Annotated in this window: 11 protein-coding genes; 9 read left to right on the top strand and 2 right to left on the bottom strand. The window is 40.2% G+C overall.

Translation table 11 applies throughout. The features are described 5' to 3' along the window. The first annotated feature begins 98 nt into the window (after positions 1-98). From guaA to AC1EU0_RS00870, 6 genes are all read left to right on the top strand, one after another. Complete coding sequence (gene guaA / locus AC1EU0_RS00895; RefSeq protein WP_480299998.1) at positions 99-1,676, top strand: glutamine-hydrolyzing GMP synthase; 1,578 nt, start codon at positions 99-101, stop codon at positions 1,674-1,676. Positions 1,677-1,816: 140 nt separating this feature from the next. Continuing rightward, positions 1,817-3,391 carry a hypothetical protein gene (locus AC1EU0_RS00890; protein ID WP_480299997.1) on the top strand — a complete coding sequence of 525 codons (1,575 nt, stop codon included), beginning with the start codon at positions 1,817-1,819 and terminating at the stop codon, positions 3,389-3,391. Positions 3,392-3,444: 53 nt separating this feature from the next. Then, positions 3,445-3,975, top strand: coding sequence for a tRNA adenosine(34) deaminase TadA (tadA, locus tag AC1EU0_RS00885; protein ID WP_480299996.1), 531 nt, complete (start codon positions 3,445-3,447; stop codon positions 3,973-3,975). A gap of 49 nt (positions 3,976-4,024) precedes the next feature. Next, positions 4,025-4,966, top strand: coding sequence for a hypothetical protein (locus AC1EU0_RS00880; RefSeq protein ID WP_480299995.1), 942 nt, complete (start codon positions 4,025-4,027; stop codon positions 4,964-4,966). 579 nt (positions 4,967-5,545) lie between these two features. Beyond that, positions 5,546-9,427: a phosphoribosylformylglycinamidine synthase gene (gene purL, locus AC1EU0_RS00875; protein WP_480300498.1), complete on the top strand. Its 3,882-nt coding sequence runs from the start codon at positions 5,546-5,548 to the stop codon at positions 9,425-9,427. A 281-nt stretch (positions 9,428-9,708) separates the two neighbouring features. After that, on the top strand, positions 9,709-11,643 hold the full coding sequence (locus AC1EU0_RS00870; protein WP_480299994.1) for a hypothetical protein: 1,935 nt from the start codon (positions 9,709-9,711) through the stop codon (positions 11,641-11,643). A gap of 268 nt (positions 11,644-11,911) precedes the next feature. On the opposite strand, the gene AC1EU0_RS00865 is transcribed toward AC1EU0_RS00870, so the two are convergent. Then, entirely contained in the window at positions 11,912-13,156 is a 1,245-nt protein-coding gene (locus AC1EU0_RS00865; protein WP_480299993.1) for a hypothetical protein, read from the bottom strand. 162 nt (positions 13,157-13,318) lie between these two features. Further along, positions 13,319-14,044, bottom strand: a complete 726-nt coding sequence (locus AC1EU0_RS00860) for a YebC/PmpR family DNA-binding transcriptional regulator (RefSeq protein WP_480299992.1) — start codon at positions 14,042-14,044, stop codon at positions 13,319-13,321. Positions 14,045-14,179: 135 nt separating this feature from the next. Between AC1EU0_RS00860 and AC1EU0_RS00855 the strand changes: the two genes are divergently transcribed. The 3 genes from AC1EU0_RS00855 to AC1EU0_RS00845 all read left to right on the top strand — a co-directional run bounded on the left by AC1EU0_RS00855 (position 14,180) and on the right by AC1EU0_RS00845 (position 15,248). After that, positions 14,180-14,422 carry a DUF2375 family protein gene (locus AC1EU0_RS00855; RefSeq protein WP_480299991.1) on the top strand — a complete coding sequence of 81 codons (243 nt, stop codon included), beginning with the start codon at positions 14,180-14,182 and terminating at the stop codon, positions 14,420-14,422. Between the two features lie 192 nt (positions 14,423-14,614). Next, positions 14,615-14,857 (top strand): TIGR02922 family protein, encoded by a 243-nt coding sequence (locus AC1EU0_RS00850; RefSeq protein ID WP_480299990.1) that lies wholly within the window; start codon positions 14,615-14,617, stop codon positions 14,855-14,857. A 70-nt stretch (positions 14,858-14,927) separates the two neighbouring features. After that, positions 14,928-15,248: a hypothetical protein gene (locus AC1EU0_RS00845; RefSeq protein WP_480299989.1), complete on the top strand. Its 321-nt coding sequence runs from the start codon at positions 14,928-14,930 to the stop codon at positions 15,246-15,248. Position 15,249 lies beyond the last annotated feature (1 nt).

Raw genomic sequence — 15,249 nt, 5'->3', positions numbered from 1 at the left:
GAATTTATAAAATTTTCGTCACTCCTGCGAAGGCAGGAGTCTAGTGACTAATACTAGATGCCTCTGTGTTGGTATGACTCTAAAAATAAAGGTCAAAAATGAACGATATCCATGAGCATAAGATCCTCATCTTAGACTTCGGCTCTCAATATACTCAGCTTATTGCCCGTCGTATCCGTGAAATCGGTGTTTATTGTGAACTATGGGCGTGGGATGTATCTGAACAAGATATCCGTGAATTCGCTCCAAACGGTATAATTTTAGCGGGTGGCCCTGAGAGTGTAACCGCTGATAACTCTCCTCGTGCTCCTGAATATGTATTTAATGCTGGCGTGCCAGTGTTGGGTATCTGCTATGGCATGCAAACCATGTCAGAGCAACTGGGTGGTAAAGTTATCCAAGGTGTTGGCGAAGGTGAATTTGGTTACGCTCAAGTTGAGATGATTTCAGAATCTGCGCTTTTCAAAGGCATTGAAGATGCTGTATCTGAACATGGCAAGCCACTACTTGATGTATGGATGAGTCATGGTGATAAAGTTTCTGAGATCCCTGCTGATTTTAAAGCGGTTGCACAAACCGACACTTGCCCATTCGCGATTATGTCGAATGAAGACAAGCACTTTTACGGTGTTCAATTCCACCCTGAAGTGACACATACTCGCCAAGGTCTTCGGATTTTATCTAACTTCGCACTAGAGATTTGTCAGTGTGAAGCCAACTGGAAGCCTGCAAATATCATCGAAGATGCCATTGCTCGTATCAAAGAACAAGTGGGTGATGATGAAGTTATTCTGGGTCTCTCAGGTGGTGTAGATTCATCGGTTGTGGCTATGCTGCTTCATCGTGCTATCGGTGACAAGCTGACTTGTGTATTCGTGGACAACGGTTTACTGCGTTTAAACGAAGCTCAACAAGTGATGGAAATGTTTGGCGATCACTTCGGCTTGAACATTGTTCATGTTGAAGCTGAAAACCGTTTCCTTGAAGCCTTAAAAGGTGAAGCTGATCCTGAAGCTAAACGTAAAATCATTGGTCACGTATTTGTTGAGATCTTCGATGAAGAATCAAAGAAATGTGTAAATGCGAAATGGTTGGCTCAAGGTACGATTTATCCTGATGTGATTGAATCGGCTGGCAGTAAAACAGGTAAAGCACATGTGATTAAGTCTCACCATAACGTAGGTGGATTACCAGATGATATGGAACTTGGTTTAGTTGAGCCATTACGTGAACTGTTTAAAGACGAAGTCCGTAAGATTGGTCTTGAGCTAGGCTTGCCATACAACATGCTTTATCGTCATCCGTTCCCTGGCCCAGGTCTTGGTGTACGTGTTCTTGGTGAAATCAAAAAAGAATACTGCGATCTATTACGTCGTGCTGATGCCATTTTTATTGAAGAACTTCATGCGGCTGATTTATACAACAAAGTCAGTCAGGCCTTTACTGTATTCTTGCCGGTACGTTCTGTTGGCGTAATGGGTGACGGTCGAAAATATGATTGGGTTGTATCGCTGCGTGCAGTTGAAACTATCGACTTTATGACAGCACATTGGGCGCATTTACCTTACGATTTCTTAGGTCGAGTATCAAATCGAATCATTAATGAAATCGATGGTATTTCACGTGTGGTTTACGATATTTCAGGTAAACCGCCAGCGACGATTGAATGGGAATAATTTATTTTACACTAAAAAAGCAGCCCTTAAATGGCTGCTTTTTTATTAACGTAAGCTTAATGAATATGCTGTTTAAGTTTCTTTTTTTGTCAAGATCATAAAAAATTACCACCTTATTTTCTTATAGTATACAGGTGGTTATGACATCAAAGGCAGCTGACATCTCAAATGAAATTACTCAAAGGTATGTCCATCAGTTAGTCGGTGATGAACCATATCAACGCCCATCATACCAAGCGGAAGGGGCTGGTAAATGGTCAGTGACAGCGCTGGTATCTCGGACAGAGTTACATAACTCCCCTGAAAAATCATTTGTATCAACGACTTTTTGGTTAAATGATAAAAAACAGGATCAGAGACTTAGACGATTGCATGAGGTTACTTGGCATACGACTAGCTACACTGATCAAGGACGAGAAAAGAGTGAACCTGAGAATTGGGATAAAGAGTATGAAACATCAACAAAGGCTAATTCTGTTCTGGTGCAAGGGACTCGAACAACTTCAACCGTAGATAAAGATTTTCCATTGCAGCATTCTGAAGCAAGCTCTGAGATGTCGTTACAAAGCCACACTTATTTTCCAAAAAACGGTCAACCAAAAGTCACCAATACACATCAACAGCAGTGGGGGATAGCCTCGGCTCGTAGGGGCGGAAGAGATCTATCAAATAAAAGAGTACCAAGAATGGGGCATGTACATGCTGATGGCGATTTTAAACAAAGAAAGCCAAACCTTGGGAGAAAAACAGTGATCCCCATCATTCGGGATGATATGAGGATTTCTCAAAATAGAGAAAGGGGGGGCATATTTCAAGTTGATGTTGACGGGTTGGTGACAAATGAAGTCAATCTAATTACATCAAGTATTAAACATCAGAATTGGTACAACAAAGTAAAAAAAGATGTTTTCTCAGAAGAAACAGATATTGATAAAGCATTACAAACCGCAATTGTTTATTTGAATCAGACACATTCGGATGATAGTGCAATACGAGGTATAGTCGTCATTGCCTTTTTAGAATTATGCCTTTCTTGCAAATCTTCTGAGTCATTCGATTATGCTTATCAAATGGTTTATACAACCATGCCGGAACACAATATAGAGTTAGATAGTAATATCGCCTCCTTATTTCTTTTGTGTTGTATTAATCCTTTAAATTCAAATAAAGCGTGGCACATGGTCTATACGGATTGTAAACGCGAACTGAACAATGCTTGCTCGATGTCGGTGATCAGAAGCTATTTGCTTGTATTAATCAAAGCCGGTGATTCTGATCGAGCTAATGAGTTAGTCACAAGAAGGTTGCGTAGTGATTTTCAATTAGTACCAGATCAAGATAGCTGCGCTTACTTGCTGTTGGCATTTGCTTCTCGTGGCGATATTCGTCCCGTCATTGCTTTTTTTAAAAGCATTGAGTCTCGTCTAGGGGAAAAGCCTGATGAGTACTGTATGAATGCGTATTTGGTCGCCTGCCAATCTTGCAGGGCGTACAAATATGCCAAAAGCCAATACATTGATTATTGGCTTTTGGAAAGGAAGATGCCGTTATATCCTGAATTGACAAGAGCCTACGTTAAAGTATGTAAGGTGTCTCAATTCGGCAATCCAAAAATGGACTTGGTGAGGGCTCCACTTTACAAAAAAGTGGGTGACTTACTCACGCCATTAAACAAAGAGTTAATTGAATGGTTAGAAACACTTCCTGAACAGTAAAGTGTCATTATAAAATATATCAAAATGCACTTAATCGAAACGAGTAAACAGTAGTGGCTAGGCAACAACAAGACGAAAAATGGATGCAGCGAGCCATGGAGCTTGCGAGTGAAGCTGAAGCTAAAGGCGAAGTACCTGTTGGTGCTGTATTAGTGCTGAATGATGAAGAAGTTGCATCGGCCTATAACTTGAGTATTGCCGCTCATGATCCTTGTGGTCATGCCGAGATCCGTTGTTTACGAGAAGCGGGACGAATACTTGAAAACTATCGCCTTATTGATACCACTTTATATGTAACCCTCGAGCCTTGCAGCATGTGTGCAGGCGCGATTATTCATGGTAGAGTTGGGCGAGTTGTGTATGGCGCCAAGGATGAAAAAACAGGTGCTGCTGGAACTGTAAGTAATGTGCTTCATCATCCATCGGCTAACCATGTTGTTGAACTATGTTCTGGTGTATTGGCAGAAGAATGCAGTCAACAACTCAGCCAATTTTTTAAGCGGCGCAGGAAAGAGAAAAAGGCGCAAAAACTTAAAGGACACTGTATTAATAATTGCTCATTTGATGTTAATCATAAAAAGTGAGCCTACTGTTAAAATATAGAGTATTCGCTTTGATGGATAGCTAAAAAATATGACAGCACTTGTAGAGCGCCCTTTGTGCTCTGTCCCATACAGCTCAAGCCCTACCGAGGCTATAGAGTTAACTAGATGGCAGGTAGCTAGTCATAGTTGGTTGATAGGTGGCTGTCGTAGAGCATCATTTAATTCCTCACAAGTTAACTTTCACGACATTAAAGATAAGTTACCGCTTGCTCCTCATTCCTCGAAACCAATAGAAAGGTCTGCAACAGTTGATGGCATAAACAATCCCTTAACTCGTAAAAGGTCTCAAGCTTTCAGCGTAGCCGATGCTGGTGAACACCATCAAATTCTCAACGTTGTTACAAGCCCTGAATGTCTTGCCTTAGCGAAATCAATGAGTCCGCTTTTACATAAAGTGCATTCATTAGACTCTTTAAGCTCTGCTGAGTCGGTAGATATAGTAGGACGCTTTAAAGAAGTTGGTATTTCAGCGCATGTCGTCATAGATTTAAGAAATGATTCAGTTGAAAGTGAAAATATTGATGATTTCATAACTGTAGAAAGAATGAGCGAGCTATCAGAGTCATATTCTAGCGAAGAAACTTTTGAATGTGCTCAAGAACTAAAAGAAAGAACCATCACTCAGAAAAAAATAGCGGCACTGTATTTTTTACTAGAAAAGCTCAATGAAACAAAAAAAACGATAAAACTTACCGTGTTTTGTTCTGGTAATATTTGTGAATTGATGAAGATTGTATCTGCTTATGGAATAAATAAACAATGCAGTGCATATACCTTAGTCAATTGTAATAATCTCAAGGCAGATAGCCTTATAAAAAAAGAATTTAAAGGTGTACCTCCTGTTTTAGAATCACAGAAGCAATTGCTTGGTCAATTATGCATCGTAAAACATATTTTGGAAGAAGCGTCATTAGTTTTTCTTGATGGTTCTATCCGGCAAAGTCTAATTGCTCAAACCAAAGAAAAATAATTAATATTGGGGTTGTTTTGTAGGAATAGGCTATGGCTCTTCAATTAAATTGAAAGCTGAAACCTAGATACTCTTTTCTATCGCTAAAAGTCTTAATTTTCAAATGATAGGCTTACATCAAGGAAGGTTAATCCTCGGGTATAAGAAAATTAAAAAATAATTTTTGGCGCTTAATCACACGCATATGTCGTTGTTTTAAGTGCATACGTCTTCTATTCGCAGTATTAACAATTTTTCTTCTCATGATTTACTCCTTTATCTTCGATATGGACTATAGCGTAATCTAGGTAGCTAATGTTACAGAAATAAGATTCAAAGATGCTTTTTTCAAGTCTGGATCAAACAAGTAACAACTTATTATCCACATTAAGAAAACTGTTTTTTGAAAATAAGCCTTAGAAATCGGCCTTAAAGCCTTTGATATGGCATCAGATAAGGTGAATTAATTGACTAAATTCTCTATAATGGCGCGCAAAAAATAAGGTGTGTTTGCTGATTTTATCGGCTTAATATTAACCGAAAAAATTAACAACTCACTACACCCTGTACCCCAACATAGACATAAGGTGAACAGACGTGATGGAGATCATCCGCGGAGCCCCTGCACTATCGGATTTCAATGTGCAAAAATTGCTGCAAGCATGTCGCAGCCAATCCCTTCCGGTGCAAAGTATATATGCCGAATTTATCCACCTCGCTGATATCAGCACTCCTCTCGAAACCACAGAGCAACAACAATTACAAAAACTGCTTACTTATGGTCCGAAGTTAGAAGTTCATCAGCCACAAGGCCAATTATTCTTTGTTACTCCTCGCCCCGGCACCATGTCACCTTGGTCCTCTAAAGCTACCGATATTGCTCATAACTGTGATTTAAGCAAAATAAACCGCTTAGAGCGTGGTGTGGCTTATTACGTTGAAAGTGATGTATTAACTACAGATCAACAAACGGTTTTAGCTGGCTTACTGCATGATCGAATGGTTGAGGCGGTTTTTGCTGATATTGAATCAGCCAATGTTTTGTTTGTACAAACCGAGCCTAAGCCATTTACTAGCGTAAATATCTTAGAAGAAGGGCGTGTCGCTTTAGAGCAAGCTAATGTATCTATGGGCTTAGCTCTGGCGGAAGATGAAATTGATTACTTGGTTGAGAACTTTTCTCAGCTCGGTCGTAATCCAAATGACATTGAGCTAATGATGTTTGCTCAAGCGAACTCTGAGCATTGCCGTCATAAAATCTTTAATGCAGATTGGACAATTGATGGCGAAAAACAGCCCAAATCATTGTTCAAAATGATCAAAAATACCTTTGAAACGACACCTGAACATGTTCTGTCAGCGTACAAAGATAATGCCGCAGTAATGGAAGGTTCTGTTGCAGGTCGTTTCTTCCCTGCTCAAGACGGCACTTATAATTATCATACTGAACCAATGCATGTATTGATGAAAGTGGAAACCCACAATCACCCTACAGCAATCAGCCCATATCCGGGTGCTGCAACTGGTTCTGGTGGTGAAATCCGTGATGAAGGCGCAACCGGTCGCGGCTCTAAGCCAAAAGCGGGCTTAACGGGCTTTAGTGTATCTAACCTTAAAATCCCTAACTTTGTTCAACCTTGGGAAGGGGATTACGGTAAGCCGAGTCGCATCGTTAGCGCTTTAGACATCATGACTGAAGGCCCATTAGGCGGTGCTGCATTCAACAATGAATTCGGCCGTCCTGCGCTATTAGGTTATTTCAGAACCTACGAGCAACAAGTCTCAAGCCATAACGGTGAAGAAGTCCGCGGTTATCACAAACCAATTATGTTGGCTGGTGGCCTAGGCAACATTCGTGAAGATCACGTGCAAAAAGGCGAAATCACCGAAGGGGCTAAGCTTATCGTTCTTGGTGGTCCTGCGATGAATATCGGTCTTGGTGGTGGCGCCGCATCGTCAATGGCATCGGGTCAGTCATCAGAAGATTTAGATTTTGCCTCTGTTCAGCGTGAAAACCCCGAAATGGAACGTCGTTGCCAAGAAGTTATCGACCGCTGCTGGCAAATGGGTGACGATAACCCAATTCAATTTATCCATGATGTTGGAGCTGGTGGACTATCCAATGCGTTGCCTGAGCTAGTGAGTGATGGTGGTCGCGGTGGACGCTTTAACTTACGTGAAGTGTTATCAGATGAGCGTGGCATGAGCCCACTTGAGATCTGGTGTAACGAATCACAAGAACGTTATGTGATGTCAGTAGCACCTGAAAATTTAGAAATTTTCACTAAAATCTGTGAGCGCGAACGTGCGCCGTTTGCTGTAGTGGGTGAAGCAACGGTTAAGCAAGATCTAGTATTAGACGATCCTCATTTTGATAACCAGCCAATTGATCTACCCCTAGACGTTCTTTTAGGTAAAGCACCGAAAATGAGCCGTGATGTGGTATCTAAGTTGGCACAAAGCCCTGCATTAGATCAAAGCAAGATTAATGTTGCTGATGCTGTAAAACGTGTACTTTCATTGCCAACGGTTGCTGATAAAACTTTCCTTATCACCATTGGTGACAGAACCGTAACAGGTCTTGTAAACCGTGACCAAATGGTAGGCCCTTGGCAGGTGCCTGTTGCTGACTGTGCTGTTACTGCGTCGAGCTTTGATAGCTACACTGGTGAAGCTATGTCGATGGGTGAGCGTACACCATTAGCATTGTTAGATTTTGGCGCATCAGCTCGTATGGCTGTGGCTGAGTCCATTATGAATATTGCTGGTGCTGATATTGGTTCGATGAAGAGAATCAAGCTATCGGCTAACTGGATGTCAGCAGCAGGGCACCCAGGTGAAGACGCTGGTCTTTATGAAGCGGTAAAAGCGGTAGGTGAGGAGCTGTGTCCTGAGCTTGAGCTAACCATTCCTGTTGGTAAAGATTCTATGTCGATGAAAACGGCATGGCAAGAAGGGAGTGAAGACAAAGCCGTTACCTCACCAATGTCACTGGTCATTACAGCCTTTGGTGTGGTACGTGATATTCGCAATACCGTAACGCCAGAACTACGCACTGATAAAGGCGATACTAGGTTACTGCTTATCGATTTAAGTGAAGGTAATAATCGTTTAGGTGGTTCGTGTTTAGCTCAGGTGTACAGTGAATTAGGCGATAAAGCACCAGATTTGTCTAACCCTAAATTACTTCGTCATTTCTTTGAAACTACTCAGCAATTAGTGGCTGATAAGTCGGTGATTGCCTACCACGATCGCAGTGACGGTGGTGTGTTTACTACATTAGTTGAAATGGCGTTTGCGGGTAACACTGGTTTAAATATTGATTTATCTGCAATAACAGGGACTCATATTGAGCGTCTGTTTAATGAAGAATTGGGTGCGGTGATTCAAGTGCCAGCGGATAAAGCCGCAGTGATTACTGCACAATACAATGCTGGTGGCGTTGGTTGTCATGTGATTGGTGAATTGTCGCAGGATGAGCAAATTGCTATCAATGTAGATGGCACTGAGGTTTACTCAGAAAGCCGAATTACTCTGCGTCAATTGTGGTCAGAAACCACTTACCGCATGCAAGCTTTACGTGATAACCCAGAATGTGCGAAGCAAGAGTTTGATTTAAAACTTCAAGCCGATGAACCGGGGTTAACCGTAGATCTAAGCTTTGATACAAAAGAAGACATCGCTGCGCCTTACATTCTTAAAGGCAATGCTCCTAAAATGGCGATTTTGCGTGAGCAAGGGGTGAACTCGCACATTGAAATGGCTGCCGCATTTGACCGTGCTGGTTTTGAAAGTCGTGATGTTCATATGTCAGACATTCTCTCTGGTCGTATTAGCTTAGAAGAGTTCCAAGGTCTTGTAGCTTGTGGTGGTTTCTCTTACGGTGATGTATTAGGTGCAGGTGAAGGTTGGGCTAAGTCTATCTTATTCAACAGTCGTGCTCGTGATGAATTCAGCGCTTTCTTTGACCGTGAAAGCAGTTTCGCATTGGGCGTATGTAACGGTTGTCAGATGTTATCTAACCTGAAAGAAATCATTCCGGGTAGTGAACATTGGCCACACTTTGTACGTAATCAATCTGAACGTTTTGAAGCGCGTTTCAGCTTGGTTGAAGTGCAAGAAAGTCCATCGTTATTCTTTGAAGGAATGAAAGGCTCAAGAATGCCGATTGCGGTATCTCACGGTGAAGGTTTAGCTGAATTTGCTAATGCTTCAGCGCTTGCAAGCGCTGAAGCGACAGGAACTGTTGCGCTTCGCTATGTGAATGGTCATGGGCAAGTGGCGACTCAGTATCCGCAAAATCCGAATGGTTCAGCAAATGGTATTACTGGTTTAACCACAACAGACGGTCGAGTAACCATTATGATGCCGCACCCTGAACGTGTGTTCAGAACGGTAGCTAACTCGTGGCACCCTGACGAGTGGGGCGAAGATAGCCCTTGGATGCGCATGTTTAGAAATGCGCGAGTGAAGTTAGGTTAAAAGCCATTTATTTCCTCTCAAAGGCACCATCATGGTGCCTTTTTATTATCAATGTTTTCCAATCAATTCTCTTAGCGTCAACTATTCTTACTTTAGATTTAATTTATCAATCACACTGATTAACTATTTATTTTAGAAGATATTAGCAAGGCTAGTTTCAAACGCAGTGACAAATTATAGCTGTAACTATGGCGAGAAACTGCAATGAAGAGCGAAGCTAATGTTCCCTATGTAACTTAGTTAATTAGTACGGTTAACAATATAGAAGTAGGATTAAGAAAATGGACTTTAAAACGTTTGGCTTGGTAGTTTTTGGCATGATTCTTCTGGCTGGTTGTAACGATAAAAGTGATAATGCTTCAGAAGTCACAATGCTGCGGGTACTGGCTCATAATGATTATATCCAAAATGCGAATGTCTGCTCAGACTGCAACAATAATGCACAATGTGACTCATCCGAACCTGCTGCAATCTCAGACTCTCAAGGTTTTGTTTTTACCAGCTCTTTAGACTCTAGCTGTCGTTTGCTTGCCGAAGTAACCATGAACTCAATACTGGCGAACAGTCAGAAGCCGATTAATCATGAGTATAAATTATTGGCTCATAAAGACTGTGGAGTCATCAGCCCAATCACAACAATGGTTGAGCATAAGTCGTATCTGGGCTTAACAACACAAAAAGCTGAAGAGGGTTTCTTAAGTCAAATTCTTACCGATTTACCGCCTTGCAATGATTACCTTGCAGAGAAAAACAACAAAAATTCAACGCCGATTTCAATTGTTGAGGCACAAGCTTACCAAAGTATCGCCGAAGATTATCCTGATGAATATGAGTCTGGAATGTCAGAAGTCGAATCTACGAGAGAGCTACAAACACTTCCAGCTTCGAGAAAACACCATTTAGCGATCCACGACTTGCACAATCGGTTAGAACAATATACTTCCAATATACGAATTGAACCTGAATTAATGACAGGCGAACAGCTGGTATATCAAAAGGTAAATAGTGCAAGCCCGAGTAGTTACACTCCCTCAAAAATAGATGTTTCGGCAATTATGGATATACGAAACAAGAGCAAAACTGACTTTGATATTAAATCCTATTTGTTTTCAGACATAACCGATGAAAAACTGATTTCATTTCAAAACTCTTCTTCAGTGTTAGCTTATTCTTCTTATAAAATTCTATTCGAAGTTCCTGAAGTAGCCAAAAGCTTAGTTATCAACGTAGGAGCCGAAAATGAAACAACAGAAGTTTATTTTGAACAACTGTTTAAGCGATTTGGCCTTGTGGACTCAGAGCAAGTAAATCGCCTGATATCTACGTTGAGTATTGACACTCCATCGAACACCAAAGTAAGTGTGAGCAACAATGGCTGGGTTGAATTCGAGATAGGAGTTTCAGGTCGATTATTGGATTTACAAAATACGTCAATGTCTGCAGCCACCTACTCATTTCACGAATACGGTGCTTGGACAAATGCGCTTGCTCCTAAAGATGGGCATAATGGGCGATTTCCTTCAGGCAATGGTATTTATGGGTATGATTTAACGATTGAATTGCTTAAAGATCAGGTGGTTTTTGCAGAAGAAACCAATTGCAAACCTCTCGAAGATGACACTATCTCTGGACTTTGTAATTATGTTGATATTTTACGCGTACATGATAGAACCCTTGGAGCAAAAAATATAAGCACATCTTTTCAAGAAAACACCAAGTCTGGTTTTATATTTCAAGCTGCTCCCAATGGAATTCCGGATATTCTTTATTTAGGAAATTTGAGTGAAAGTTTAGGGGCTTCATTTACAAATACTCATCTTGTTGCTTATCTTCAAGGAAAAAACAGCAAAGGATTTAACACGGTTCGATTCAACATTATTACGGGTGACATTAACAATATAATTATTGATGCAGAAGAGAGAGATAATCGCAGCTTTTTAACATTTAAACAAGGCAAGAGTAATGCCACCTTTCCAACTTATGGCACCGCTTTTTGGGAAAGGAAAGAAGTGAGAGGCGTTGATACCGCAATCATAAATATTCCCAACTTTTACAGAAGACAAATACCAGGTTTGCCAGAAACATTAACCATTTCTAAAGTAGGTTTATATGATCGAACTGGTCAGTTTTTGTCTAAAGGTGTTAATTTTTTGGGTGAAAGATTTGCCGTAAATCAAAAAGCTTTTAATGAAATGAAAAAAGCACTGAATAAGTAATACCATTCGTACCAATTAACTATGTTTTAGATGAAGCCTTAGCTTTGCAACTACATCGTTGCAACTCCTCACCATAGCTATGGCTATGATTCGTCATTGCGCCTTGCATTTACTTTGCTAAGGCTCCCCTTTAACCACAGTTAATTGATGTGAATGGTATAATATTATAGATGGAGTAAAGTTGATTTTACTCCATAGATGCCTATGTTGAAAAATGCACGAGTGAAGTAGGATTAGACACCATATTGAAACCAATGAGCTTAATCGCTCATTGGCTTTTTACTTTTTTTCCGTCAACTTTGGTATTAATGCTCGAGTTTTCATCATCAGTTACTAAGGAGGGAGTTGTTGAATTATCATCAGTACTCGAGCTAGAGGTCATTGAGGCAACGCTTGGTGGCGGTGCTGAGGGAGCAATTTTTGGTAAAATGATTACCTCAGGGTTAGGAAGAATCCTGATGATATCAAGTCTACGAATATAAAAATATAAAGCTCTTTTTAAGCTACTTAGTGAGTCTTCTGTTGAGTCTGTTCCTGCTTTTAATTGTGTGTTAAACCATGCATCAATCAGTTCGCCAACTTGATAACTTATTTGGTCTTCATTTAGCAAAGTGTCCATTTTAGAATCGCTCATCATATTTTTTGACCAAGCTAAAACGAGTAAGCTCTGCACATTATCTTTATCCAGTCGGTTTGAAAGCTTTGTTTTTAATTGGGCAATAAGATTAAGAACAGGAATGGCCTCGGTTTTAGAAAGTGAACTAAGGAACGCTTCATATTCTGATTCTGAAATATCGCTTGTGACACTATCGCCATTTAATATGTTTTGAGAAACTTCGAAGTTAACCTCTTGTATGCATTGAGCTAGGAAATTAATTGGTGTTTCTTGTATTTGATCAAACCATTGCTTTAAAAACTCTACAATTGCCTTAGTAGTAATTGTATCAGGATTTCCTTTTGCGAAAGGCTCAAGCGATTTTGCAGAAATATCTCCTACAAATGCACTCAACATATGCTTGGCATCGGCCCAGTTTTTACTGCTCATTTTATTTCTCAGTAAAAAGCATAATCGATTTATTAGCTCAGGCTTTGTTTCTTGTTTAGGTAGTGCAGCTGCTACTTCTAGTGCATCTGGCTTTTGAATTGCATTTGTTGCCGAATATTTTTCAGCACTTGAGTTATAACTAGCATAAGCAGAAGAGGCATTGTTGCCTGAGTATGATTGAGGCATAGAGGGGGGCTGTGGATAGCTACTTGGTCTTTGTTGTCTCCATGATTGTCTCCATGAACTGTCAGTTTCAACGGAGAGTCCACCAAGACGAAAATAATCTGAGCCCACTGGTGGTTGATTATGTTGTAGCAGGGCTACACCATATTGGTATCCCCCTGAAGAATATTGAGTTGTTGGTAAATAAGCTGATGGTTTTCCTAAAGGATGAGCATCCTCAGCAAGTACTTGTTGTTGATATAGATGAGCATTACTTGGGTCTAGAGGTGGTGAATTTCCAGCCATTATCATACCTTGATGATCTAAGGTTTCATTGCAAATAAATTATCACAGGCTTTATTAGTGAATGATTAAAGTTTATTAATCATTAAGTTGGTGTGTAACTTCTATAAGGAGAAGACAAAAAAGCAGCCAGTTGGCTGCTTGTATTTATTGAGAGAGGAATTTTTATTCAACTACTTCAGCATTATGGTAGACGTTTTGCACATCATCACAATCTTCAAGAGCGGCAACTAACTTATCAAACTGCTCGATTTGCTCAGCGTCTGCGATTTCAGTCATGGTTTGTGGAACCCATGAAATGTTTTCGACTTTAAATTCGATCTCACCTAGAGTATCAATTAATGCAGTTCGAGTTTTGTTGTATTCAGTATGAGGGGCATAAACACTGGTTAAACCGTCTTCAACTTCAACATCAGTAACGTCTACATCAGCCATCATCAGAGCTTCTAAGATAGCTTCGTCATCATCACCTTCGAATACGAATACAGCAGCATGGTCGAACATATGAGCAACCGTACCCGGTCCACCTAACTTAGCATCATTTTTAACGAAAGCTTGGCGAACTTCGGTATAAGTGCGTTTTACGTTATCTGTAAGGCAGTCAACGATTAGCATGCAGTTATTCGGGCCAAAACCTTCATAACGCGCGCCTTCATAATCTTCACCGCCGCCACCTCTGGCTTTATCTATGGCTTTATCAATAACGTGTGCAGGAACTTGGTCTTTTTTGGCTCTAGTGATCAAGTGTTTTAATGCGATATTACCGTCAGGCTCAACACCACCGTTTTTGGCGCATATATAAATCTCTTTACCGTAACGTGAGTATAAGCGAGTTTTCATGCCAGCCGTTTTGGCCATGGACTCTTTACGGTTTTGGAAAGCTCTTCCCATCTTAGTCTCTGTATCTCAAATCAAAAAACTCATTAATTCTAACAGGTTCAATTTTTATTTGTAGGTGTATAGTTGAGAGCCAACGATTTTGAACTATAACTAAAGAGTTAGCATTATTTGACCTCAGAGGAAGTTATGGCTCAAAGTAACATTACACCAAAGACTGCGACGATCACTGTCACTTATCTTGATGAAAGAAAGGGTGATAAAGTCTATCGATTAGTGATGCATGAGATGCCCGTTAGTGATGATGGTAGAGTCATTCTTCCCGATGATTTTAGGCGAAATAAGCATATCCTTACCGTCTTTAATGGTGTATGTGACTTACTCAATGGCGCTGGTGAAAGGCAACCATTTATTCATGCTGCTAATCAATAAGTTAAGTGGGTAATCAACGTAATTATAAATCGGTTTGATTTATGTTAAATTTTCATTGGTTAAGCTAGTTTGTTTGCGCCTATCCTCTTGTATTAAAATTTATTTTTTTTGATAATTTTAGCTTCTGTTTTGAATTTTTTACGCCGCTGCGACACATCGGAGTAGGCAAAAACTAACAAGGAATGAAGCATCATGCACCAGAGTGGTAATTCTAAAAACACTAATACTGTAACGGTATTGTATTTTGAAGCACCAGCTGGGGTGATTTTATACTCACGAGTACTCCATGAACTTCCCCATAGAGGTAGCGGTCGTATAATGTTACCTAATGAGTTTAGGCAGGGTAAAAATATTATTGCAGTGATGGAAGGCGATTGTCGCTTATTAAATGGAATGGGCGAGCGCATTTCAGTTGTTCATGCAGTTAATGAGTAATGCTTATTCAGTTTACCGTCAGCTTTTTTTGTTAGTCTAATACCTCATTGATTTTAATAGGGTTGTTTTTATGGCTAAAGGATCTTCTTCTGTTGTAGTTCATGTTAGAGCGCTAATGCATGGTGGTTATGCTGATTTACAAGGTTCAGAATTAAGTACTTTCAACGGCTTTGTGGCCAAACTTAAACCTACTCGTGGCCAAAGCTCAACCAAATCTTTTCATGCGGAAGTTCAAAATGCAATCTCTACTAAAATGAAAACGCACAAACTCAGTGTCACAGCTTATTTTAGGGGAGATTATACTGTGACTGAGAATGATCCAAGAAAGCCAGCTAAACAAACCTCTTTAAGTGTCTTTTTTTCTGAAATATTGAATAAAAGAAAAAAATAGC

The organism is Parashewanella sp. 2210YD4-3, from assembly GCF_056591735.1.
Note: the sequence above shows the minus strand (reverse complement) of the source record. Positions and strands in the feature narration are given on the sequence as shown.

Excerpts from the sequence above, each read along its gene's own strand:
- AC1EU0_RS00890 (WP_480299997.1), top strand. The coding sequence starts at position 1,817 with ATGACATCAAAGGCAGCTGACATCTCAAATGAAATTACTCAAAGGTAT.
- AC1EU0_RS00865 (WP_480299993.1), bottom strand. The coding sequence starts at position 13,156 with ATGGCTGGAAATTCACCACCTCTAGACCCAAGTAATGCTCATCTATAT.
- AC1EU0_RS00855 (WP_480299991.1), top strand. The coding sequence starts at position 14,180 with ATGGCTCAAAGTAACATTACACCAAAGACTGCGACGATCACTGTCACT.
- AC1EU0_RS00845 (WP_480299989.1), top strand. The coding sequence starts at position 14,928 with ATGGCTAAAGGATCTTCTTCTGTTGTAGTTCATGTTAGAGCGCTAATG.
- AC1EU0_RS00860 (WP_480299992.1), bottom strand. The coding sequence starts at position 14,044 with ATGGGAAGAGCTTTCCAAAACCGTAAAGAGTCCATGGCCAAAACGGCT.
- guaA (WP_480299998.1), top strand. The coding sequence starts at position 99 with ATGAACGATATCCATGAGCATAAGATCCTCATCTTAGACTTCGGCTCT.
- AC1EU0_RS00870 (WP_480299994.1), top strand. The coding sequence starts at position 9,709 with ATGGACTTTAAAACGTTTGGCTTGGTAGTTTTTGGCATGATTCTTCTG.
- AC1EU0_RS00850 (WP_480299990.1), top strand. The coding sequence starts at position 14,615 with ATGCACCAGAGTGGTAATTCTAAAAACACTAATACTGTAACGGTATTG.
- AC1EU0_RS00880 (WP_480299995.1), top strand. The coding sequence starts at position 4,025 with ATGACAGCACTTGTAGAGCGCCCTTTGTGCTCTGTCCCATACAGCTCA.
- purL (WP_480300498.1), top strand. The coding sequence starts at position 5,546 with ATGGAGATCATCCGCGGAGCCCCTGCACTATCGGATTTCAATGTGCAA.